This window comes from Turicibacter sp. St.80E1 (assembly GCF_059728495.1).
Genome location: NZ_AP039386.1, coordinates 1194081 through 1218246, shown reverse-complemented (window position 1 = coordinate 1218246; position 24166 = coordinate 1194081). Strand labels below are relative to the sequence as shown.

General features: G+C 38.0%; 21 protein-coding genes, 2 pseudogenes and 1 riboswitch. Of the genes and pseudogenes, 19 read left to right on the top strand and 4 right to left on the bottom strand.

Annotation, left to right across the window (positions count from 1 at the left end):
• Positions 1-95 precede the first annotated feature (95 nt).
• A complete protein-coding gene (locus AC6I0I_RS05925; protein ID WP_262953438.1) occupies positions 96-791 on the top strand; it encodes a Crp/Fnr family transcriptional regulator in 696 nt (231 codons plus the stop codon).
• Positions 792-987: 196 nt separating this feature from the next.
• A pseudogene (locus AC6I0I_RS05920) lies at positions 988-1065 on the top strand (IS200/IS605 family transposase); the annotation flags it as partial.
• Positions 1066-1127: 62 nt separating this feature from the next.
• Here the strand turns inward: AC6I0I_RS05920 and hcp are convergent.
• Positions 1128-2777 (bottom strand): hydroxylamine reductase, encoded by a 1650-nt coding sequence (hcp, locus tag AC6I0I_RS05915; RefSeq protein ID WP_262953437.1) that lies wholly within the window; start codon positions 2775-2777, stop codon positions 1128-1130.
• 144 nt (positions 2778-2921) lie between these two features.
• Here hcp and AC6I0I_RS05910 point away from each other — a divergent pair, with 144 nt between their 5' ends.
• The 3 genes from AC6I0I_RS05910 to AC6I0I_RS05900 all read left to right on the top strand — a co-directional run bounded on the left by AC6I0I_RS05910 (position 2922) and on the right by AC6I0I_RS05900 (position 4598).
• A complete protein-coding gene (locus AC6I0I_RS05910; protein WP_262953436.1) occupies positions 2922-3482 on the top strand; it encodes a hypothetical protein in 561 nt (186 codons plus the stop codon).
• Between the two features lie 26 nt (positions 3483-3508).
• Positions 3509-4051: a DUF3885 domain-containing protein gene (locus AC6I0I_RS05905; protein ID WP_262953435.1), complete on the top strand. Its 543-nt coding sequence runs from the start codon at positions 3509-3511 to the stop codon at positions 4049-4051.
• Positions 4052-4316: 265 nt separating this feature from the next.
• Positions 4317-4598, top strand: a complete 282-nt coding sequence (locus AC6I0I_RS05900) for a helix-turn-helix domain-containing protein (protein WP_262953434.1) — start codon at positions 4317-4319, stop codon at positions 4596-4598.
• A 61-nt stretch (positions 4599-4659) separates the two neighbouring features.
• Here AC6I0I_RS05900 and AC6I0I_RS05895 read toward each other — a convergent pair whose 3' ends face one another.
• Positions 4660-4968, bottom strand: a complete 309-nt coding sequence (locus tag AC6I0I_RS05895; RefSeq protein ID WP_161831278.1) for a nucleoside triphosphate pyrophosphohydrolase — start codon at positions 4966-4968, stop codon at positions 4660-4662.
• 114 nt (positions 4969-5082) lie between these two features.
• Between AC6I0I_RS05895 and AC6I0I_RS05890 the strand changes: the two genes are divergently transcribed.
• From AC6I0I_RS05890 to AC6I0I_RS05880, 3 genes are all read left to right on the top strand, one after another.
• A complete protein-coding gene (locus tag AC6I0I_RS05890) occupies positions 5083-7521 on the top strand; it encodes a DEAD/DEAH box helicase family protein (RefSeq protein WP_262953433.1) in 2439 nt (812 codons plus the stop codon).
• Positions 7522-7834: 313 nt separating this feature from the next.
• A complete protein-coding gene (locus AC6I0I_RS05885) occupies positions 7835-9403 on the top strand; it encodes an FRG domain-containing protein (protein WP_262953432.1) in 1569 nt (522 codons plus the stop codon).
• Positions 9400-10548, top strand: coding sequence for a protein kinase domain-containing protein (locus AC6I0I_RS05880; protein WP_262953431.1), 1149 nt, complete (start codon positions 9400-9402; stop codon positions 10546-10548). Before AC6I0I_RS05885 ends, AC6I0I_RS05880 begins: the two co-directional genes overlap by 4 nt.
• 1059 nt (positions 10549-11607) lie before the next feature.
• Here the strand turns inward: AC6I0I_RS05880 and AC6I0I_RS05875 are convergent.
• On the bottom strand, positions 11608-12378 hold the full coding sequence (locus AC6I0I_RS05875) for a MerR family transcriptional regulator (RefSeq protein ID WP_262953430.1): 771 nt from the start codon (positions 12376-12378) through the stop codon (positions 11608-11610).
• 79 nt (positions 12379-12457) lie between these two features.
• On the opposite strand from AC6I0I_RS05875, the pseudogene AC6I0I_RS05870 reads away from it, so the two are divergent.
• The 5 genes and pseudogenes from AC6I0I_RS05870 to AC6I0I_RS05850 form a co-directional block, all read left to right on the top strand.
• A pseudogene (locus AC6I0I_RS05870) lies at positions 12458-12942 on the top strand (MATE family efflux transporter); the annotation flags it as partial.
• Between the two features lie 12 nt (positions 12943-12954).
• The gene (locus AC6I0I_RS05865) at positions 12955-13812 is read left to right on the top strand and encodes an MATE family efflux transporter (protein ID WP_411040333.1); all 858 of its coding nucleotides are present in this window, start codon (positions 12955-12957) and stop codon (positions 13810-13812) included.
• 32 nt (positions 13813-13844) lie between these two features.
• Complete coding sequence (locus AC6I0I_RS05860; RefSeq protein WP_161831267.1) at positions 13845-14009, top strand: hypothetical protein; 165 nt, start codon at positions 13845-13847, stop codon at positions 14007-14009.
• 203 nt (positions 14010-14212) lie between these two features.
• Positions 14213-14884 carry a methyltransferase family protein gene (locus AC6I0I_RS05855; protein ID WP_262953427.1) on the top strand — a complete coding sequence of 224 codons (672 nt, stop codon included), beginning with the start codon at positions 14213-14215 and terminating at the stop codon, positions 14882-14884.
• Positions 14885-15148: 264 nt separating this feature from the next.
• Positions 15149-15562 carry a helix-turn-helix domain-containing protein gene (locus AC6I0I_RS05850; RefSeq protein ID WP_262953426.1) on the top strand — a complete coding sequence of 138 codons (414 nt, stop codon included), beginning with the start codon at positions 15149-15151 and terminating at the stop codon, positions 15560-15562.
• A 224-nt stretch (positions 15563-15786) separates the two neighbouring features.
• Here the strand turns inward: AC6I0I_RS05850 and AC6I0I_RS05845 are convergent, their stop codons facing one another.
• Complete coding sequence (locus AC6I0I_RS05845; protein ID WP_262953425.1) at positions 15787-16434, bottom strand: hypothetical protein; 648 nt, start codon at positions 16432-16434, stop codon at positions 15787-15789.
• 434 nt (positions 16435-16868) lie between these two features.
• Between AC6I0I_RS05845 and AC6I0I_RS05840 the strand changes: the two genes are divergently transcribed.
• The 6 genes from AC6I0I_RS05840 to AC6I0I_RS05815 all read left to right on the top strand — a co-directional run bounded on the left by AC6I0I_RS05840 (position 16869) and on the right by AC6I0I_RS05815 (position 24138).
• Positions 16869-17471 carry a sugar O-acetyltransferase gene (locus tag AC6I0I_RS05840; protein WP_262953424.1) on the top strand — a complete coding sequence of 201 codons (603 nt, stop codon included), beginning with the start codon at positions 16869-16871 and terminating at the stop codon, positions 17469-17471.
• A 154-nt stretch (positions 17472-17625) separates the two neighbouring features.
• Positions 17626-18108: a flavodoxin family protein gene (locus AC6I0I_RS05835; protein WP_262953423.1), complete on the top strand. Its 483-nt coding sequence runs from the start codon at positions 17626-17628 to the stop codon at positions 18106-18108.
• 152 nt (positions 18109-18260) lie between these two features.
• Positions 18261-18362, top strand: a riboswitch (purine riboswitch).
• A 415-nt stretch (positions 18363-18777) separates the two neighbouring features.
• Positions 18778-19704, top strand: coding sequence for an Rpn family recombination-promoting nuclease/putative transposase (locus AC6I0I_RS05830; RefSeq protein ID WP_262953422.1), 927 nt, complete (start codon positions 18778-18780; stop codon positions 19702-19704).
• A gap of 251 nt (positions 19705-19955) precedes the next feature.
• A complete protein-coding gene (locus AC6I0I_RS05825) occupies positions 19956-21152 on the top strand; it encodes a dicarboxylate/amino acid:cation symporter (RefSeq protein ID WP_262953421.1) in 1197 nt (398 codons plus the stop codon).
• A 98-nt stretch (positions 21153-21250) separates the two neighbouring features.
• Positions 21251-22027, top strand: coding sequence for an RNA-binding protein (locus AC6I0I_RS05820; RefSeq protein WP_262953420.1), 777 nt, complete (start codon positions 21251-21253; stop codon positions 22025-22027).
• Between the two features lie 194 nt (positions 22028-22221).
• Positions 22222-24138 (top strand): LTA synthase family protein, encoded by a 1917-nt coding sequence (locus AC6I0I_RS05815; RefSeq protein WP_262953419.1) that lies wholly within the window; start codon positions 22222-22224, stop codon positions 24136-24138.
• The last annotated feature ends 28 nt before the right edge of the window (positions 24139-24166 follow it).

Genomic DNA, 24166 nt, shown 5'->3' with positions numbered 1-24166 from the left:
TGTTAAGGGAGAGGGTCAGTCATACTAGTAAGGAAGGTCGTTTGATGGGTACCTTTTTTAAAACTAGCCGTTAAAGTGGAGAAGGAGTGGATGAGATGAGTTGTACATGTGGCGTGGGCCAATCTTGCACGTATAAGGTGCCTATTTTTCAAGCATTTAATTGTGAAGAAACGAAGGCGTTGTTACAGGTGATTAAACGCAAAACCTATCAAAAAGGAGAGATGGTATTTCGTGAGGGTGAACCTGCCGATACGCTTTGGATTGTAAACGAAGGGAAACTCAAAATTTTTAATTATACGAAAGATGGAAAAGAACAAATTCTTCATCTGTTGGGTGAGGGTGATTTTTGGGGCGAACTCCAATTGTTTCAAGACACGACGTTTAATTGTTATGCCAAAGCGATTGAAGATTGCCGATTCTGTTTAATAACGAAACAGCATTTTCAACAGTTAATGCTTAAAAAACCAGAAATGAGTTTAAAAGTGTTAGAAGTCCTTAGCCAACGGTTGATTCATTTAGAGCAGTTAACACTTATGTTATCGAACCAAGACCCTGAGAGTAAGTTGGCCTATTTACTCTTAGAGTTAGCCAAGAAAGAGGGCGTCCAAGTTGGATCTAAAATGGTGATTCATTTACCCTTTACACGTGAAGAAGTGGCAAATTATACAGGACTCACACGGGAAACCGTGAGTCGAAAGTTACACCAGTTGAGTGAAAAAGGAATCATCAACATCATCGGTCATAAGAAAATAGAAATCCTAGACGTGGCCTATTTGAATGATTTAGTCTAAGTTGCAATCTCCTTTCACATGAAAAAAAAACATCCCTCCATTAGAAGGGATGCATTGTTTATATAAATGAAAACCACCTGCTATGCGGGTGGTTCTTTAAAGCTTTTAGCGAGGTATTAGAAGAAAAAAACCTCCTTATGTCTAAAATAGAAAAGGTTTCCCGACCACTTTCAAATTGACATAAGGAGGTTTATCCATGAAGGATAATAACAGTTTAGCACATACAACATGGGATTGTAACTATCATATCGTGGTTGCCCTAAAGTACAGAAGGTAGATAATCTATGGAAAAGATAGCGTGAGTAGTTAAAATCACCAGTTCAACAGGCGGTTTTTTTATGCCTTTAAGAAGCGATTTAAATCTTCTTCAACGGTTGAAATGCCACCGATGGAAAAGTTTTCAATTAAGACTTGGAGGACATTAGGGGATAAGAAGGCGGGTAAGGTTGGGCCTAGGTGAATGTTTTTCACACCGAGGGCTAGCAGGGCTAATAAAACGATGACCGCTTTTTGCTCATACCAGGCAATGTTATAGGCGATAGGTAAATCATTAATGTCTTCAAGCCCTAAGGCTTCTTTTAATTTCAAGGCGATGACGACTAATGAATAAGAGTCGTTACATTGTCCGGCATCTAATAGGCGTGGAATGCCGTTAATGTCGCCCAGATTTAATTTATTGTATTTGTATTTGGCGCATCCGGCTGTTAGAATGACGGAATCTTGTGGTAATTCTTTGGCGAAATCAGTATAGTAGGTACGCTCTTTATGGCGACCATCACACCCGGCCATGACGACGAAGTTCTTAATCGCCCCCTCTTTGATGGCACCTACGACCGAATCGGCAAGGCTCAACACTTGATGGTGGGCAAATCCTCCGATGATTTCTCCTGTTTCAAGCGGTGTCGGAGCGGCGCACGTTAAGGCGTGTTCAATCACGCAACTGAAATCTTTTGTCCCATCAGCGAGTGTTTTGATCACCTTGAAGTCAGGGTGCCCCGTATTTCCAGTTGTATAGACGCGCTCAGTATAGGTGCACCCTTGACGTGGGGGAACTAAACAGTTAGTTGTAAAGACAATCGGCCCATTGAAGGTTTCGAATTCTTTTGTTTGTTCGTGCCAAGCGTTTCCGTAGTTTCCAACGAGATGTGGATATTTTTTTAGTTCAGGATAGTAATGGGCAGGTAGCATCTCGCTATGTGTATAGACGTCAACCCCGGTATCTTGCGTCTGTTCTAATAGTTGTTTGAGGTCGTGAAGATCGTGTCCAGTGATTAAGATTCCGGGGCGGTTTTGAACGCCGATATTCACCTTTGTTAATTCCGGGTGTCCAAACGAAGAGGTGTTGGCCTGATCAAGGAGAGACATCGCCAAAACCCCAACATTTCCTAATTCAAGGGCAAGCATTGTATAGGCGCTAACATCTAGGTCGGGCTGGATTAAGGTGGCCATGAAACGATGCAGGTTATTAAATAGTTCATCGTCAGTAAATCCTAATTTCTCGGCATGCGACGTATAGGCAGCCAGCCCTTTAAGTCCGAATAAAATCAGTTCGCGTAGGGAACGGATGTCTTCGTTTTCTGTTGTGGAATGAATCGCAACCGATAAGGCTTTTTTAATCATACTTTGTTTATGGTCGACCTCAAAGTTGACGATATCGTGTGTTAAAATAGGAAGATTAGTGTGGATTAAGCGTTCTTTTAATTGGTTTCTTAAGCGGATGCTTTCTTTAATACGTGTGACGAATTCTTCTTCATCAAAATTGGCATTCGTGATGGTAGCGAACAATCCTTCTGTGACAAATAAATCGACTTCGCGGACGAGTTCTTTCTCTTCTTTCACCTCAAGCGCTAAACAAGATAATCCAATAAGGGAGTAAATAAAAGTATCCATTAAGGCGGTCAGTTCGGGTGATTTTCCGCAAACCCCAAACACGGTACATCCTACTCCTTTTGCTGCTTCTTGACATTGATTACAAAACATGGTCATTCTTTCACCTCTTTTTCATTTGTTAAGGTTATTTTATCGATCAAGGAGGAAGTTGAATGTGATTGAAATCAAATTTGATAAAAAGAGGCACGCCTTTTAGGTAAAGGCATAGGATATAGTAACTTGTTGAAGGGTGGGATGGATGTGAAGAAGTGGTTATTCGCTGGAAGTGTTCTTTTTTGTTCGGTGTTATTAGTGGCGTGTGAGTATTTTGATCAGACGAATGATGTGAAAAAGGTCAAAGAGACGCCTGTGGTTCAGGAAAAATCAGAGGTTAAGGATCCGGTCGTTGAGGAGCAAAAACCTGAAGCTGAAAAACCAGCGGCACCAAAAGAGGCTGAACGAGTTAAATTAGGGGAAACCATTGGGAATGATCAAATTGAAGTGACCTTTTTAAATGCTTATTATACGGATGACCGCAATGAGTATTGTGACGTGAAGGCGGATAAAGTGCTGGTTATTGAGTATGAGTATAAAAATTTAGCGGTTGAGAATGGATTTTCGTTATTTGAAGGTATTCATTATCAAGTGTATGATGGAAGCGGGCATTTGTTAAAAAATTACCCATCGATGGAAGCCCGTTATGGTGGAGAGGTCTCAATCGGACGCTCAACAACGGGATCAGATGCGTTGGCGGTCGTCGGGGATCAGACTCATTATGAAATTGAAATAGGGGACGTCATTGTTGAGTTTGATTTAGAATAGATTTAAACGTGTGAAGGGGGAGTGGCGTGCGACAATGGATTAATTTTTATTATTATCTCCCGTTAGAACGTTATGAAGCCCATGTTTTAACGGTTGAACTTGGCAAGGAAGCGATGACGGATGCGCAGGAGTTGTTCGACGTTTATCAACGCGCGCTCGGTATTTTTGAATGTGTGTTTTCAACGGATGATGAGGTGCTGCTTGTCATCAATACTTATCCGTGTGATGGCATTAATCCGCGCCCTCGCTCGATTAAACCGTATCTAAAGAATGAACGACTCCATCGCACGTTGAATGCCTTCATGGAGAAGGGACCACACGAAGAAGACATCATGCATTATTATTTAACGTGTCGATGGGGTGAACTAAAGAATAAAAAACTCATTTTACATTTGTGTCAACATGACCTTGTCAAAGGAGTCAAACCGATGAATGACTACTATTTCATCCAGTTAGAAAAAAAACGTTGTGTTCGGATGCAAGATGACCGGTTTATCGATTTGATTTTTAAGGATGAAACCGATAAAACACGGATGATCGAGCGTCTTTTAGCAAAAAACCTCCTTTAACAATCGTTTAACCGAAAAAGCAGGAGCCCCTATGGGGATGAACCGAAAACAGCACTTGCGATAAGGAAATTCCTTTGGAAAAATCTTTGGTCCTGTTAAAGGCGTCCTCCTTTAAACAATATAAAAAGGCAACCTGATGAACCATCGTCGGATTGCCTTTTAGTTTTGTTTAGCATGCATGATAAAAAACGGAGGTGGCATATCTTAAAGAGAAGGGAGTGGTGAGAGATTATAAAAAAGATTTTGTTGAAGGTAGGGATACAAGATGCATTTAGGGGAAGAAATTCGAGTGAAACGTGAGGCGATGGGCCTCTCGTTAGAAGAGCTCGCCCATCAATTAGGCGTACCCTCTTGGAAAGTGGCAAACTGGGAGGTCAATCAGGAGTATCCAAGCGAGGAACAATTAAGAAATTTAACGACTATTTTAGGAAAATTAGAGGAAGACGTTGCTCACCCATCACCTACTTTGGATTGGAGCTTCATTTATACGCTGCTTTACTTATTTGTCTGCGTTGCTGTGTTAATATCGATCGTTTTTTGGTGGTAGATGATTACTTATCTCGTCAAAAAGGTCCCCTGGATCAGGGGACCTTTTTGAGATGAATTTGTTACTTGGTTGATTTTAGGACGATATTTTTTTCAAAGCCGCCTCGGGCGTTTTTCTTCTCCAAACGTTTGGCTAAAAGGTCTTGTTCCCCATAACCGAGTTTTTGAGCAAGGGCAAATAAAACTTCTAAAACATCTGCCAATTCTTCAAGGTTTTGATCCGTCTTAAATTCGGCAACTTCCTCGTCTAATTTTTTAACTAAATAGTCAAATGCCACTTCATCACTAACGACTTCAATTTCCGCCGTTTTTCCTGAGGCCTGAATAATGTCTGGAATAAGATCGCGAACTAATTTATCATAAGTTAACATGCTATCGGCTCCTTTATTTTCAATTACTTTCATTATAGTTTAATTAGTGGCTATCTGTCAAAAGACCTCAAAAAGTGATAAAATAAAGAAAACAGAAGGTTTGGGAGTGAAAAGATGAGGCAACTTCGCAGTATTACAGGCTATGATGATTATTTATACGACCATTTTAAAGAAAGCTTCAAAAAAGCAAAAAAGATTGATATTATTGTTTCTTTTTTGATGGAATCAGGTGTTAAACTTTTAGAAAAACAATTTTTGGAGATTCGTCATCAACAAATTCCTATCCGTATTTTAACAGGAAACTATTTAAATATTACACAACCCTCTGCCTTGTATCGCTTGAAAGAAATTTTGGGTGATGTTGCGGATATCCGTTTTTTTAATGAACCTCGGCGCAGTTTTCATGCCAAGGCCTATTTCTTCTACTACGATGAAGGGGCCGATATGTATATTGGGTCATCTAATTTATCCAAATCGGCACTCACTGAAGGGGTGGAATGGAATTTTAAACTTGACCAAGACACGCACCCTCAGGAATTTGCCGAATATGCACGGGTTTTTGAAGATCTATTTTATAATTATTCGATTGTGGTGACGGATGCGGAGTTAGATTTTTATTCAAAGAATTGGAAGAAGAATAAGATTTATCAGACTCCGACCTTTTTGCAACAAAAATTAACGGAAGATATTGAGGAGGAAAAGGAAACCTATGTGGTTGATTTGTATCAACCCCGAGGGGCCCAAATCGAGGCACTTTATCATTTGAAGAAAACACGGGATGAAGGATTTGATAAAGGCGTCGTGGTTGCGGCAACGGGAATTGGTAAAACGTATTTAGCTGCATTTGATTCGCGAGACTACCAACGAATCTTATTTATTGCGCATCGTGAGGAAATTTTAAGACAAGCGTACCGCAGTTTTGGAAATGTTCGCCCGCTAAGTGAACGTGGATTTTTTATGGGAGGCATGAAAGAAACGCACAAGGATATTATTTTTGCCTCGGTTCAAAGTTTAGGAAAGGAAGAAAGTTTACATTTATTTGATCCTCATTACTTTGATTATATTGTGATCGATGAGTTTCATCATGCAGTCGCGTCTAATTATCAGCGGATTTTGCACTATTTTAAACCGAGATTTTTACTAGGGATTACGGCTACACCTGACCGGCTTGACAGTAAGGACGTCTTGGCTATTTGCGATTATAATGTGGTGTATGAGGCTCCGTTAAAAAAGGCCATTAATCATGGGTGGTTAGTGCCATTTCGCTATTATGCGATTTATGATGAAACGATTAACTATGATCAATTAACGTATCGTAATGGGCGTTATCAAACTGAGGAACTCGAAGATGCTTTAAATATTCACCAACGTGCAGAGTTAGTATTTAATCATTATAAAAAGTACCGTTCGGTTCGGGCACTTGGATTCTGTGTGAGTAAACGGCATGCGGATTTTATGAGTGAGTATTTTAATGAACAGGGGATTTTAGCTTGTGCCGTTTATAGTGGTGATGGAGGGGCGCAGACACTTCCACGAGAAGAGGCCCTTACCAAACTTTCAAAGGGTGAGATTCAGGTGATTTTCTCAGTGGATATGTTTAACGAAGGACTCGATATTGCCGCACTGGATATGGTACTTATGCTACGACCTACTGAATCGCCAACGATTTTCATGCAACAACTCGGTCGTGGACTCCGCTTGTCGAAGGATAAACAGTATTTAAATGTGCTCGATTTTATTGGAAATTATAAAAAAGCCAATCTCATTCCGTATTTAATTACTGGGACGACTAAAAAAGAGTTCAAACGGGCAAGTGAAGTTATTCGTGAGGAGACGTTGTTACCAGAAGGGTGCTTTATCGACTTTGATTTTCAATTAATTGATTTGTTTGAAAAAATGGAAAAATCAACTCAAAAAATCGAGGGTTTAGTGGTAGAAGAATATGAACGGGTAAAGGATGAACTCGGACATCGCCCGTCTCGTGTTGAGTTTTTTACACTGATGAATGAGGGCATTTACCACCTCGTTAAAAGTAAAGCAAAATTAAATCCATTTAAAAATTATCTGGCGTTTTTACAACGACAACACGATTTATCACCAGAGGAAGAGGCGTGGTTGTCAACCTCGGCGGGGGCTTTCTTAACCATGATTGAAAAAACATCCCTTTCAAAAACATATAAGCTACCCACCTTTTTAGCATTTATCAAAAATGGGAGCCTTCAATTACACATTGATGACGATGATTTATACCGAGCCTTTTTAGACTTTTATTCAAAAGGATCAAATGGGGTAGATTTGGTAAGAGATAAGGGAACAGCTAATTTTAAAGAATGGGGCAAAAAGGAATACGTTAAGCTTGCCCGAAAAAATCCCGTTCACTTTTTATGCCAAAGTGAATCCCACTTCTTTAGCAAAGACGATCAACAGGTCTACCTTCATTCGGACTTAAAACCTTATCAAGATAACCCTTTATTTATCGACCATGTAAAAGATGCGATTGACCTAAGAACCCAAGAGTTTTACAAAACACGCCTTGAAAAACTGAAGGGATGAGGAGGTGAGCTGTCGTCTTTGCGGGATAGCAAATTTAGGAAGAGCGTAGGTGAAGCAACTTGCCTTCTATTAGTAGTAAAAAGAGTAAAACTTATTCGAAGAATCCCCCACTACAACCAAGATACGAAGTCTTTCAGACACAAGGGTTCCATTGCTTTACACCTGAGTTGTCAGTAGGCTTTGGAGGTGTTCTTGTTAGAATGATAGTATGGAAGCGGGGGAGTACGGGATTAATTCTCTTGAAAAAACGAATGTTTGTTTGGATATATTTTATCAGATTTTGCTATAATAGTTTTATGAAGGGAGGTTACTTATGGTAAATAAACATGAAATTCATTGTCTAAAAGGGTATTTAGCTTATATAAAGAGTTTAGAAAATGTTATTGGTGAGTTTTATTATCGAGGGCAATCCGCAGAATATGTTAAAATGCCTCCTAGTGTGGCAAGAGAGAGGAATTTCCTGAATCATGAAGGGGATATTTTTTGTGATGCATGCGTGCTAGCCCCCGAAAAATTAGGTGATCTGAAAACTCCCCTGGAAAAATTGGCGAAGCAACAACATTATAATATTCCTACACGGTTAGTTGATGTAACAACGGATTCGTTGATAGCTTTGTATTTTGCAACAGAGGACAGAGGTAGTGAGCATGGTGCGAATATTTATGTTTATGATTTGAAGGGGGTTGAACCAACGGATGAGCGGGTTCAGGCACTCTCATTAATAGCTTCCCAAAGGGAATACGATTTGAATCAGTTATGTCAGGAATATGAAAAGATATTTGGCGCCTCAATCACTAAAGAGAAATTTTTAGATTTAATTAAGGACCCTGTACTAGTAAAAATGAATGAGGATTTAAAAAATTCTAATAGGCGTTTATCTATTCAAAAAGGTGCCTTTGTCATTTGTGGGAATAAAGTATTGAATGGAAATATTCAAAGGGAGCTTATTTCTCTTGATACGTTAAATCCGATAAGTGTCATACATATCCCATACGAATATAAAGAGCTTATTCATAATGAACTGGATTATAAATATGGAATTAATAAAATGAAAATTTACCCCGAATTACCTTCTGTGGGAGATTATTTGAGAAAAAAATATGGAACGATAAATAAGCCTAATATAAATGATTGTTATATCATTCAAAATGATGAGGATAATTCAACACCGTATATTAAGAGGGGATCAATTTTCGTTACATTGACTAAGAATCTTGGGATTGATGAGATTAAAGGGATAGCGTCTTTAATCATTAAACAGTATGCCGATTCAAATGATGTCGTATGGGTATATATCGCAAAGAACGAGGCAGATTACGTTCAATATAATTGGATTCTTCGGGCTCAGTGGATTAATCCGAGTGCCGATGAGCGGTTTATACCATTGCCTTTAGAAGAGAAGGGAGACGATGGATATTCGTGGTCGTATAGTACTAATTACTATACAATGGGGCAATTTTATGAAGATTACTATGTAGGAGATCATACTTTATTGAATGAGCAGTATAAGATTTTTGCGGAATGCAAAAATGTTTATGGTGAGCTTAAATCGGCAAGTAGGGAATCAGATTTACCAAAGCTAATCGAACTTATACATAATAGTAGTAGTAAATTTGAAGAATTGGATCGTAAGGGAAGCAATATTGGTCTTACAAAAAATAAAAAGTTCCGTGATTATTTAATGAATTATAGGTATTTCACAGGTAGTTTAGATAACTTAAAGTTTTGGGCAGATCTTCCAAACTTGAATGATAGGGGCCGTTTATACCACTTGAATAAGGTCATTAATAGGGCAACTGAATATGCCGAGGTTATAGAGAGAGATTATAGTTATTGGAAAAAAGAGGTTATTAATTCCGGTGGCCAGGAGGGTAAAAAATGAATGTAGAGAATTATTTGCAGAATAAATTAGAGGAATGGGGAGTAGAAGGAGTCCAAAAATTTATTGAATTATACAATAGTGTTGATAGTGAAAGATTAAGAAAATTATTTTCTAAATCACATTATGAGGTAAATAAGCTTTTTACATATTTAAATCAACGTTTACAGAATGGACATTATAATGCAGCTCAAAGTAGAGAGTTAATAGAGTGGATAGAGCGAATAGAAGAGTTGCAGCTGCATTTAAAGGAATCAAACTTAGCCTTTGAAGTTAATGAGTACTATAAAAACTTATTCGAGAGTTGTAATGGTTTTTTGCAACGAACTGGAGGTAGTGCTATACCATCTAACTTTAGGAGAATAGAACTTTATTCTATTGAACCAATTTTTAAACTAGCATCTAATGAAAACGTTACACTTAAAGATGAAAGAAGATATAAATTAAAATTAATTGGTGAAGGATCGTATGCTAAAGTATTTAAATACAAAGATCCAGATTATAATAAATATTTTGTATTGAAGCGTACCAAAACTAATCTTGATGAAAAAGAAAAAGAGAGATTTAAGCGTGAATTTGATGAAATGAAAAAGTTAAACTCGCCCTATATTGTTGAGGTTTATCAATTTGATGAAGATAAATATGAATATAAAATGGAATACATTGATTATACAATTGGAAAGTTTATTAAAGAAAATAATAATAAACTTACTCTTGATGAAAGAAAGAAAATCATATGGCAAGTTTTAGCTGCATTTGATTATATTCATTCTAAGGGCCTTCTCCATCGTGATATAAGTTTATCTAATATTCTTGTTAAATGTTATGAGGATACCAGGGTGATTAAGATAGCTGATTTTGGATTAGTAAAAATCCCAGATAGTAATCTTACAAGCTTAAATAGTGAGATAAAGGGATCGTTGAATGATATATCTGATTTGCAAAGGTGCGGTTTTGATAAGTACACAAAGCTCCATGAAACGTATGCACTGTGTCGGCTGATATCGTTTATCCTGACTGGAAGTACGAAAATTGATAATATCAAGAACGCTCAGTTAAAGGCATTTATGGAGAAGGGGGTAAATCCTCAATTAGATCAACGGTTTAAAAATGTTTCTGAGATAAAAAATGCCCTTAAATTTTTATAGGACTAACGGATCAGGTCTCCGTCAGTAAATTTACTCCCGCTACAAACTAAGACTTCAACTAACCATCAATCCATAGACGCCCTACACGATAGGGGCGTGTGGGCTTGTTGGTTAGTTTTTATGTTTAAGGAAGATGTCTTCCAGTAGCGGGAAAAGAAAATCCCCTCAATCGTTGCGTGGGGAGTCGCAACAGTTGAGGGGATTGATTTTTAATAGGAGGATGAATAGAAAGTTTAGCGACTATTCATTTGATGGTATTAATTGCGTTTCTTAGAAGATGGAATATAAAAAGAAAGTTGAGTCACCTACCCTTATTTCGATGCCAATAAAGGTCTTGTCTAATTTTATTACCGGCGTAGGGCATCTCAAGAAAACTTTTTAACGATGATGGTTATCGTTGCTTATATAGTTGTGTATTGTATTCTACTAATGGTTCTTACAATGGTTAGTTGATTTTTTATTTCTAATGTCATGGGAGTAAATTTTATAGCTTTTTTAGGTATTTTATAAACGGATTAGTGAAATTATTAAATGAAAAATTAGGGTATCTATCCCCTGTGAATTTCGTGAAAATAACCTAAAAAAGTTGTTACCACGTTAATAAATAAGAAGTTTTTCTGTGGGAGTTCTTCCTGCTCTCATAGGAGATTTAATGGGTCCTTTAACTTCATTAGGAAAGGTTAGGATTAGCACTTATATATAATAAAAAGACGTTCATGGGGGGGGAACGTCTTTTTATTATATGAGAAATTTAGGAAGAGTGTAAGCATCTCACTTACAGTATTGTTATGGACTATAAGAATAATATTTATTCAAAAAATTAGGATTATTTTTTAAAAAGTTCTATCTCTCTTCTGAAAGTCACCTTCTTGGGGCCTGTAGTCACTGTGAGGTGTGATCTTAAAGATGGAACATTTCATTCCAGGGGTGCCACGGGATCGATTCGATTGAGGTGCAATCGTTTGCGAGGCGGTCACGGGATTTGGTAAAGTCACTCATATGGGGCAATCTGGTCGATTTCTTTTCTCCGACACAGGGAAGATAAGACGAAAATGCAGGTTAGAGGGTACATTTGACTTCGAAATAGGGGCTTGAGAGGCTATAGTTATACCCTGGACTAATTATAATCGTCTTGGTGTCGGCCTCAATCTCTGAAAACAGTTTACAAATTGCTTTGAACTGGAGGCAATCTGTTTTTTTACAAATGAAAAGGCCTTTGTTCACTTTGATAAGGTTTGGAAGGGGGGAATCGTGTTGATAGATTTCACAGGCAACAAATTTTTTCACGTGCTCGTTGTTTTGCTGGATAATGACGCTGTAGTCGGGTTTAATGGATAAGTTTTGATGAAAGCATTCGTTAAACATGGTCTCAAGGCGTTTATAGAAGTGATCATTCATTTCTTCTTCCTCTAACGGGAGTGCATAATAGTAGGTTTCGTTAAAGGTGAACACTTTGGATTCATCGTCACGATAACTATTAATGCGTTCGATTTCATGTTGTAAATCATTTAAGACGATTAGGTTTTCTTGGAGAGCGGCTATTTTTTCTTCTGTCATTTGTTTGCCATATTCGATTAATTGTTTGTAATTAAGTGTCTGATCTTTTGTGAGGATTAATTCTTTGACTTCTTTTAAGGGAATAGATAAGTTAATACAGATTTGGATGAGCTCGACCATTCGTGTTTGTTCAACGGTATAGTAGCGGTAATGGCTATCTGGATCAATGTAGGTAGGAGGGAGCAGGCCGATTGAATCGTAGTATCGAAGTGCCTTTATGCTACATCCTGTTCTTCTCGCTAATTCTCCAATGGTTAATAAGTTATTTTTCATAGAATCACCTTGACTCTCCCCTAAGGGGATACTTTATAGTCATTATAGAGTGTTATGGCGCTCATGTCAAAGGAGGCGAATGATGAATCAAGAATTTTTTGGAACAATTCCGCCGAAAAAGTTATTTATGAAGTTGGCAATTCCCGGATTATTTAGTATGTTGTTTTCGTCGCTTTATATGATGGCTGATGGGATGTTTGTCGGAAAGATGATAGGAGGGAAAGCGTTAGCGACGATTAACCTTGTTTTTCCTATTATCATGATTGTGTTTGCAGTCGGAGATATGATTGCAGCGGGTGCATCCGTCAAGATAGGGATGAAGCTCGGTGAAAAAAAGAGGATGAGGCGAGTCATATTTTTTCGATGGCCCTGTTACTAATGTTGGTGATTGATAGTCTGTTTATGATTGCGAGTTTGTTTTTTGCGAAGGACCTGATTTTTATTTTAATTAAGGATAAAGAACTTGCGACGTTAGCCTATCAATTTGCTTATGTCTTTATTTTGGCGTTTCCTTTTATCGCTCCTTTTTTTGCCTTGGATAATTATTTAAGGTTATGCGGAAAAGCCACGCTGAGTATGTGGGTCAATATCGCAGTGTCTCTTTTTAATATTGTATTAGATGCACTTCTTATCGGTTATTTTAAATTAGGAATAGAAACCGCGGCTTGGGCGAGTGTCTTAAGTATGTTGATCGGAACGCTCATTTTTCTTTATCCGTTTATCATGAAGAAGGTAGCTTTAAGATTTACTAAACCGAAGGTCGATGTAAAGGAGTTTTTATATGTGATTTACAATGGGAGTTCCGTGTTTTTAGGCAATATCTCAGGATCAATTATGGCCATTATTACGAATGGATTTTTGCTTTATTATGGCGGGCCTGTGGCCGTTGCGGCATTTTCAGTGGTGACGTATATCGATGCCTTAATGCTTCCTATTTTATCAGGAATGGTCGATTCCATCCTTCCGGTCATTAGTTATAGTTATGGAGCTAAAGATTACCGACGGATTACTCAATTTTTTCACCTCACGTGTCGAGTGGGATTTGTGCTTTCTATCGTGACGCTATTGATTATGGTGATGTTTCCAGATTTTTTAGTCGGTTTGTTTTCTTCAACATCGGAGGGTGATCTGATCCAAATGGGGAAAATCGCTTTGTTATTAAGTGCGCCGTCTTATTTAGTTAATTGGTATAGCTTGACGGTTGGGAGTTTTTTAACTGGTATCGAGAAGGCGACGGCATCGATTGTTGTCATGTTAGTGGAGTCTGTGTTGCTTCCGTTATTTTTGATGGTTGTTTTAACAAAGTTCATGGGTGTTTATGGACTTTTCCTCGTCCCAAGTGTTGGCGGATTGGGGGCTGCCGTCATCGCCTGGATGACTTGGAGGAGATGTGTCAAAAAAGAGTTTAATTCGTTTCGATTTGGTGTGAAGTGATCATGAGTTTTCTGCAAGAGGAGTCGGATTTCGTGAATAGTGGTGAAAGAGGGGCATCGGATGGTGAATGCGATCTTAATAGAATCTCATTTTCTTTATGTCAGTTGGTATCTTCCCATCGTGCCATTGATGATTATTTGATTGTTCGTTTTTATTTCGGTTATGATTACTGTTTATTTATCGATTCAACGGATTAAACAGAGCTCGGTGATTGAATTATAATAAAGATAAGAATTATTCGTTAAAAAGAGCGGATAAGAAGAATGATCGGTTTTAAATAAATTTGAACAGGTGACCTAAAAGCTTGAGGAGGTGAATCAAGTTTTTAGGTCATTTTTAGTTGAGTCTTGTCGTATATTGGTAGTAGGTTTAAGAGAATTTGTTGGAGGGGGGCAGACGTATGAAAAAGAGTTTGTGTTGTCAAGCAGGGTTGAAATTTTTCTTTGGGGTACTGATGGTCGGGGGATTACTCTTTCTTGCTGCAGGGTCGTTTCATTATTGGCAAGGTTGGCTACTCATGGCTATTTTATTTATTCCCATGCTAGGGATAGGACTTTTATTGATGGTAAAAAATCCTGACTTGCTCAGAAATCGGTTAAACGCACGGGAGACGCAAGTCAAGCAACGATGGCTGGTTCGTCTGAGTGGGCTGATGTTTACGATGGGATTTATTGTCGCAGGGTTAACCTATCGTTGGCATGGGGTGATGTTACCGGATTGGGTTTCTTGGATGGGGGCTATTTTGTTTTTGTTTGCCTATGGAATGTATGCGGAAGTTTTAAGAGAAAATCGTTATTTATCACGGGTCGTAGAAGTTCAGGATGGACAAGAGGTCATCGATCATGGACTTTATGGAATGGTTCGTCATCCGATGTATAGTGCCACGCTCCTTTTGTTTTTATCGATTCCACTCATATTAGGTTCACCCATTTCTTTTGTTATTTTTTTGATGTATCCCTTTATTCTCGTCATGCGAATTAAAAATGAGGAACAGGTGCTTGAAAAGGAGTTAACGGGATATTCGGCATATAAAAAGCGGGTGCGATATAAACTTATTCCACTCCTTTGGTGATGGAAAAAAGCGTCGCGCGAAAGCATTAAACTTCGATCAGATGATGAATAATCGCAGAAAATTTTCACCCATAGCAGGAGTCGGACTTTTTGGCTCAACCGACGCTGTATTTTTATCGCTCGATAATATAAAAATTAGATAATACTCTAATAATTGAATGTATATAAAAAGCCGAGAAAAAAGCATTTTTTATCTGTTTAAATCATAAAATGTAATATAAGGAAGTATCTAATACTTGAGATTCTCAAAAAAGGGGGATTAAGTATGAGTTTAGGGGAAAAAATTAAGGGGCGCCGTGAAGAATTAGGTTTATCGGTAGAGCAATTAGGCGAAAAGTTAGCTGTTTCTCAGGAGCTAATCATCAAATGGGAGTCAGGAAAATGCATTCCGCATCTATCACATCTCATAACCATAAGTGACGAACTCGGATTAACGCTCGATGAACTTGTAAAAGAGGACGAAGCCGTTAAAAAACACGTACTATCGGCGAAATCGTTGGAAAAATGGTACCTCGCGATTTTAATTTACTTGTTGGCCATTGTCACCTATATCGGCTATTTCGCGATTCATAATCATATTTTTATGGTCGGATTTTTAGTCGCGACGTTGTTTATGTTGTCGTTTGAATTAAAATACTTTATTACTAGAAGAATAAGCCGACACGATCAGAAAGAATAAGATGTAATCCTTAGTTAGAGGAGGCCGCTCCGTAACTAAGGATTTTTTTTAACGTATTGCACCTGAACCCCTATCAATAAAAAGAGAGATAGCGTCTATAAACTAATACTATAATATAAAAATTAGATAATACTCTAAATAATGAAATGATAAATATATAGAAGGCGATGCTTTTTCTTCATCACCAACAAAAGAGTCCCACCTAAAATTAATAAATAAATGAGCTAGTCATAGTAATGCATGCCGCCTTCTTGAAGTAGGGTCACGTACTTTTCTTTATTTAGGTTGTATCGGGGCGTGTCCTTTCCATAAATCAATTCTGCACAGTCAATTATCATTTGGGCCAATTTTTCATCGGTCATTCCTGATTGAGGTTGGGGAAGAGTCCCTGTTCCTGTAATTTCCCCATCATTTTCCCGAATAGAGATTGCAAAGGCAGAGTGGTCAAAGGTTATATTCATAAACTGTTCTTTCTCTTTATGAAGTTCGTATCTCGGTTGGATGCCTTTCAGTTGATAGGTCTCAAAGTCAGCACGATGAAAAGTTTGATGATTAAGAAGTGTCATGAATTTTATTTTATTTAAGGTGTAAGCCTCACTGTCTTTCCCATAAAGGAGTTCCACCCCATCAAGCAACATTTGGACAAATTGTTGATCCGTCATTTTTTTCGTTGGATGGGCAATGTGACTAAAGCCGATGATTTCACCTGTTCCCACTTTCATTTTAATCGTGAAAAAGGAATCGTCAAATTCGACGTTAAAGAACTGTTGTTCATCCTTTTCCATCAGATACGGATCGGTCGTCGCGGCTTGCCCAGTGAGACCACGCATCAATAACAAGAAACCGATTATAAAAAACTGTAATTTTTTCATGATCATTCTCCTTTCTATGTGATTTAAGATACCCGATAATGAAGGTTTTATAAAAGAAGAACATATTTTTTATTTAAAACAACTGAATGAGCAGGGAGTCTCCCACGGCTATACCTGTTATTGATAAAACGTAAAAATAGAATGCTGATCGGGGGAATGTGCTCTAACAGTTAATGGGGATTCGTTGGGGGCGTTTTATCCTTTTCGTTTAACGCCTTTTTTGCATGAACTCTATTAAGTGAGAAAATATAACTGGAGGGGGGGAGTAGCAAGATAAACCTAGTTGTAGAAAGTGGCCGGCTAAACAGCGAGGAGGGTGCTCCTGTTTGAGATTTTATTAATCGCCGGTAATCGGTTTCTATCTTGGGAAAACGATAGATTTTTGTTAAGCTAAAAAGAGGAAAACAAATCATAAAAAAGAGAGGATAGAGGAAATGACAGAGAAAGAAAAAATGTTACAGCAACAATTATATGATGCCAATTATGATCAAAAGTTGATAGAGGAACGGAGCGTAGCGAAAGATCTTTGTTTTCAATATAACCAGTTGTTACCCTCAGATGTCGATGCTCAGCAACAATTGATGAAGAAGTTGCTTGGAAAAACGAGGGATTCCTTTTGCATTATGGCCCCTTTTTGGTGTGACTACGGCTATAATATTGAAGTTGGAGAAAATTTCTTTGCCAATCACAACACCGTCATTTTAGATGGAGGAAAGGTGACGTTTGGAGATAACGTCTTCATTGCCCCAAACTGCGGGTTTCATACAGCGGGTCACCCGATCGATTTTGAACGTCGAAATCAAGGGCTAGAGTATGCATATCCAATTACAGTAGGCGACAATGTTTGGATTGGAGCCGGGGTTCAAGTGATGCCAGGTGTAACAATCGGTAGCGACGTTGTGATTGGGGGCGGTAGTGTCGTTGTCAAAGATATTCCTGATCATTCAGTGGCAGTTGGGAATCCTTGTCGAGTTATCCGTCCGATTACGGAGGAAGACCGTCAAACGTGTTGGAATCGTTCACCTCTAAACAAATGATTATGTGTTGTAGCTAGGTTCTGTTTTCTTGCAGTTATTGGTGCGACTTTCAAGTGATCAAGGTTCCAAATATAATAATAATTCCTATTTTTATTGAATAATTAGATTCTTTATGATATAGTAAAAGAAATTAGGGATCCGGGAGGACGTTAAAATGACTTATTCGATTGTATATAGTAGTGTGACAGGAAATACAGAACAGTTAGCACAAGCGATTCAACAGGCGGTTGGGGCAACTTATTGTGGGAAGCCATCTGATGAGGCGTTAGCGGCTGATACGATTTTTATTGGATTTTGGTCGACTCGTTATTCTTGTGGGGCGAATATTCAAGCTTTCATGAAGCAATTGTCAGGGAAAAAGGTCTTTTTATTTGGAACGGCTGGCTTTGGCGATACAAAGGAATTTTATGAAAAGATTTTAGAAAGTGCGCAAACACATCTTCCAGCATCAAATGAACTAATTGGAAGCTATATGTGCCTTGGAAAGGTAACTGATAAAATGCAGACACACATTAAGGAGGGGGCTCCTGAGTTATACGCGGAGATTAAAGAAGTATTAGCTGAAGCAGCTCATCACCCGAACCAAGCAGATTTGGACGAGTTAGTTGCGTCAGTTAAAAAAGCGTTAACTAAATAATCCCATTGAAGGGGTCTTACGACCTCTTTTTTTTATTTTTCGCCAAGAAGGACTCTTTGTCACGCATTATTCATTTCTTTTGAAAAAGGCTTGCACTAGATGATAAATTATGATATGATATAAGTCCGGAAATGATAAAACATTTCCTACTCCAAATAGTTGAAACATTTACTTGTATAATTGTTAAGATATGGTTAACTAGTTTCTACCCACGACCGGTTATCTCGTGGACTACAGGTAAGAACTTTGTATGTCCTCATCATACATCCTTTTTACTTGTAGAGCATCGAAATGGCCGTCGGTGCTCTTTTTTTTGATTTATAAATAATTCAGATCGTGCATCTGAAAGAACTGTAAACGTGGATCATTATTCAAAGGGGGCGCGCTTAGCCTTTTTATGCGCGTTGTTTAGTTAAACGACATCCCGCTTCCCGATGAGTTTGAATGATGGAAATGGGTCGATTGTTATGAAGTATCACGACGGTTGGAGTAGGTACTTGAAATGTTGCAATTTATGATTGATCATTAATGATACAAGGGAGCCACCTAGGGCTTCCTTTTTTTATTTTAAAAATGAAAAAGGAAATGAGGTATTTTTGGCGTATTTTAAAACGGGAGGATGTTAAAATTCCCAAATATTTATTATAATAACAGATAGGAGCGATTTAAATGACTGAGATAAAACGTCAAAACCCCCACACGATAGGAGTTGAGGAAGATTTGGGACCTGTATTATTACCTCCAACCATGGATTTTGTTTTTAAAGGATTATTTGGAAATGAAAAAAAACCTGAGATTTTAATTTCCTTTTTAAATGCGGTGTTAACACCAGAAGAGCCAATTACATCCATTACTTTCAAAGATCGAACACTCGATAGAAGGTATCGAAAAGATAAGGTAGGGGTTCTTGACCTCTTGGCTCAAACGGATAAAGGAGAACTCGTCAATGTTGAAGTTCAGTTAGCAGATGAAAATGACATGATTGAACGAAGTTTATTTTATTGGAGTCGACTGTTTTCTGGGCAACTAGAAAGCGGGCATTTTTATGATCAGTTAGAACGAACTATTTGTATCAATATCCTTGATTTTAACCTTATGGATACCGATGATTATCATAGTTCTTACCGACTAAAAGAGCGTGATCGAAACGATGAGTTAACTGATTTACTAGAAATTCATTATATTGAATTAAAGAAAATGAAAGATATCAAAGATGTGAGTGAAGTGAAGACTCAGCTTGAAGCCTGGATTGAATTTCTTAAGCATCCAGAAAGTCGTGTGAGTTATGAGTTAGCACATCAACATGAAACAATTCGTGAGGCAAAAGAGGAATTATTGGCGTTAAGTTGTGACCGAAAATACCGCCTTCATTATGAAGCAAGATTTAAAGAGTGGATGGATCGACTTAATCGAATGCATTATGCGGAGAAAAAAGGAATCCAACAAGGCATTCAGCAGGGGATTGAACGTGGCATTCAACAGAACAAGGTCGAAATTGCTAAACAGTTAATGGATGTACTAGATGTCCAAACCATTGCCATTAAAACAGGATTATCCCTTGATGAGGTCCTTCAACTTAAAAAAGAAATGAGTTAATAGGATTATTCTTTTAAATAAGTATTGGAAGAAAGAGACGAGTCTGTCTCTTTTTTCATTAAGAACAAACGGTTGGGGTCTGTGATCTGTTAATCTACTGTGTCCAGAAATCAAACTCCCTGATTTTGCTCATCCTCCAAAAAAGGGTTTTCATTGATAACCCTCTTTTTTTTTCGTGCAATCCCCTTGAATTTTTGTGTTTTTCTGCCATAATAAGAGTACTTATTTAATTTAAAAAGGAGGCGGATGACGTGAAAAAGTTACCGTTAATTGCACGTATTATTATTTGGTTACTCATTGGTATTAGTTTAGGGGTGATTTGTCGCACGACCCATTTTGCAGGACCGATTATTGTCACCGCCACTTTCCGTCAATTAGTTAGTACATTTTTAAGCTTTGTGATTCCACTCATTATTATCGGACTCATCGTCCCTGGAATTGCCTCTCTTGGAAAGCAATCTAAAAAGGGATTATTATTGACAACTACATTGGCCTATTTATCAACGATTAGTGCGGGAATCATTGCATTTATTATGGGATGTACTGTCCTCCCTCATCTTACGCAACATGTTGAAACATTGATGACAGAGGGCGAGGGAGTTACCCCGCTATTCACCTTAGATATTCCTGCATTGATGAGCGTGATGAGCGCCTTAGTATTATCTTTCATTTTAGGGATCGGATTAGCCTCAAAACCTAAAAGTTCACTACTGAAACTATGTACCGAATTTAGTGAATTAATGATGGCCCTCATCAAAAACGTCATCATTCCTCTTGTCCCACTCTACATTGGGTCAGTTTTTTCAGAATTAAGCTATAGTGGTGAAATCTTTGTCACCTTAAAATCTTTTCTTCTCGTTTATCTTGTATTATTTTTACTTCAGGTGGGCTATTTAATTATTTTGTATACTTTAGCGGGGGGAATTAAAGGAAAAAATCCTTTCTCTTTACTGAAACACATGATTCCTGCTTACATTACAGCAGCAGGAACCCAATCGTCAGCTGCGACGATTCCAGTTACGCTTGATTGTGTGAAATCAAATGGTGTGCGTCCAGATATTTGCGAATTTGTGATTCCACTATCTGCAACGATTCATATTGCGGGCGATACGATGACGATTGTATTAACGTCAATGGCGCTCATGTTGATGAATGGCCAAACGCCAACACTTGGGCACTATGTTCCCTTTATTTTGATGCTTGGTATTATGATGATTGCTGCCCCTGGTGTTCCAGGAGGTGGAGTCATGGCTGCTCTTGGATTATTACAGTCTATGCTTGGGTTTGGTGCCCTACAAACGCCTCTTATGATTGCCCTTCACGCGGCCCAAGATAGTTTTGGAACAGCAACTAATGTGGTAGGGGACGGTGCCATGGCTATTTTTGTTGAAAAATTAATGTCTCATGAGACAGTAGAGTCTGTGAGTCTACAAGAAAAAAGATGCTAAAGGCATCTTTTTTTATTTCTTTTTTTTGATTTTCCTGATAAAATATAAGTATAAAGCGCTTTCTTTGATAACTTAGACCAAGTGGGGGGATTCATTAAATGAAGAAAGTTTTCACAGTAGAAATAGATGTAAACAATGTCCAAACAGGAAAGGTAAAGGATGTTCGATATGATCATTATTTAGAAGAGGATTCTGTTGAGATTGAACATGAGGGACAACAAGTTATTGTTTTACGTTCACATTTAGAACTGTATGAGGTAAAAGGAAATCTCAATCGTTATAGAGGGCAGATGCTTGAGTATGTGATAATCGGTTACGATTCCTTACGAAATATTTACTATGGGTCATGCCTTGAGGTGAAGCGCCAAAAAAGGCGCCAGTTGATTAAAGAATTAGAAACGGGAAAACCATATTTAGCAACGATTACTAAATTGACGTATTTTGGAGCTTATTTAACAATTGAAGGTATTTCCGTTATTTTAAGAAATCGTGATTTTGCAGCCGATTACACAACGGTTTCTGATATTTATCAGGTCGGCGATCAACTTGAAGTCTGTTTCTTAAAAGCAAATAATAACCTTAAAATTAATGTCCAAGCTGTTAATAAATATGTTCAAACGTCGACCATTACGATTGAGGATTTTGAACCACATACCGTTGTTTATGGAACGGTCCGAAGTATTAAACCATGGGCATGTTTTGTTAATATTGCGCCTAATTTAGATGCTATTTGTCCCATTCCCATGGTTAACTTCATTAAGGAGGGATCGCCTGTGGCCTTTAGAATCCATCAGGTACGTGTTGAGGAAGGAAAGGTTAGGGGGAAAATCATTAAAATAATGGAAAATAGATCTTCCAACTTACAGTCTGTGTGATAAATGATTGAAATGATGCATAGATAGTAAGGAAGGAAGTTTTCTGAATGAAAGCCGTTCACTCTTCCTTTAGGGGAAGATTACCGGCTTTTTTTGTGATTTATTGTAGGAAATATGTAAGAGGTGTTGAAAGATAAGCTATTATATGGTAACGTTAAAATCTATGTTAAATGGTCAAGTAGGAGGTAGTTAGGGTGAAAGATTTAATCGAATGGTTGATTCTCTCTACTTTGTTAACTTTAATAATGGAAATCATTCGATTTCAATCCGTACGCAAAGCCTTTTGTTTTGTCAAGCGGAGTCCTCGATACGCGCTAATTAATTTGCTCATTGTATCGGCGACGTTAGTCCCTGTTTTTTTCATGTCACGAAAACTTTTCTTTTTAAGTTGTGTCATCTTTTTTTGGTTATTTTTATCGATCGTTAATGCCATCGTGACCTTTCTTCGTGGTTATGCCTTGATGTTTTCAGATATTTTTTTAATTAAGGAGGGGCTGAGTCTTTCTTCCCACTACTTTACTCCACCCGTAATTGGATCGATTCTGATTGCGATGATTGGTTTAATGTTTGCTGGAGGTTATGTGTTTACGTTTCAAACGTCTATTCATAGTGGTTGTGCATTTTTTGCGTTGTTTTATTTGGTTTTTTCAATATGGGGTATAAATCGGTTGGAAAAAAAACGTCTTTGCCATCCTTCGTCAGAGGAATATGCGGCGATGGGATTTGCTTATGCAATGATGAATTCGTTATATCCTTATTTAAATCGAAAACCAACCGCATATAGTGAAGCGACGATGAAGCATATCTTAAAAGGAATGAATCAGACAGTAAAGGTGAACAGTCACGCGATCAAACCCGATATTATTTTTTTACAGTTAGAATCATTTTTTGATCCGCTCTTATTAGAAGGGGTCTCATTTAGTCAAGATCCAATTCCGACGTTTCGGCGATTGAAACGAGCGAATCAAAGCCAAAAGATGCAAGTTCAAACCTTTGGGGGAGGAACAGCTAAAACTGAATTTTCCGTTTTAACTTCTATGAGTGCCGAACTTTTAAAGCCCGGGGAGATCCCACATTTGTCTGTTCTTAGGAAAAAGTCGGTGGAATCACTTGCCACACAGCTTAAACGTCAGGGATATGTTTCAACCTTAATTCATAACTATGAGGGGAATTTTTATAACCGTCATTTAGCTTATGAGAAGTTAGGGTTTTCACGCTATATCCCGATTGAATACATGAGTGGGGTTGCTACGCCACACGATTTAGCACAAATGAATGACCAATGGGTCATGGATTATATTATCAAGACGTTGAAACACGATGAACCAGCGTTTATCTATGGAATTACAGCAGGAACCCATCAACCGTATGATGAAAAACTTCCAGACCACCTTTCTCCTATAGAGGTGTTTGGAGATCTTGAAGAGCCAGTTAGACAAACTTTACAAAATTATGTGACGCGTCTTTATCAACTCGATCTTCAGTTAAACCGTTTAATGGATGATTTAGCTGCCTCTAAGAGGGAAACAGTATTGTTTATGTTCTCTGATCATCTGCCTAATTTACCGATTTTAACGGATGAAACATACTATTCAAAGGATCCCTTTGAAGTGGATTATTTTGCTGCTCATTTCCATCCAAGTTTTGATTTAAATCCGTTGCCACCTTTAAATTGTTATGATGTTGGAACATGGTTAATGAATAGTTTAAACTGTCCCTTATCTATCATTCAACAGGTGCATGAAAGTTATTGTCATGACACTGCTTATCGCGAGGTATTAAGACTCGCACAATATGACCTATTAGAAGGAAAGGGTTATTTAACTCCATCCTTTGATTTATCACCTGAACAACCGATGGTATTTGGGTTAAATGAACAGCATATCAGTGGCTATTCCTTTACTGACGAGGGGTTAGTTGTTGAGGGAACCGGCTTTAACATTGATTCTCAATTGTTTATCGATCAGAAGCGGGTAGAAACTCAATTTGTAAATGAGACTAAACTTCTTGTTAAAATGGAGCCAAGGGAATTTTCCTGTCTTTCTCTCAAGCAATTAAGTCGTCGTCAAGAGGTACTTGGAGAGGAGATAAAACTTACGGGGAAGGATTGACACCGTTTTTTTGATTTGATATAGTTGA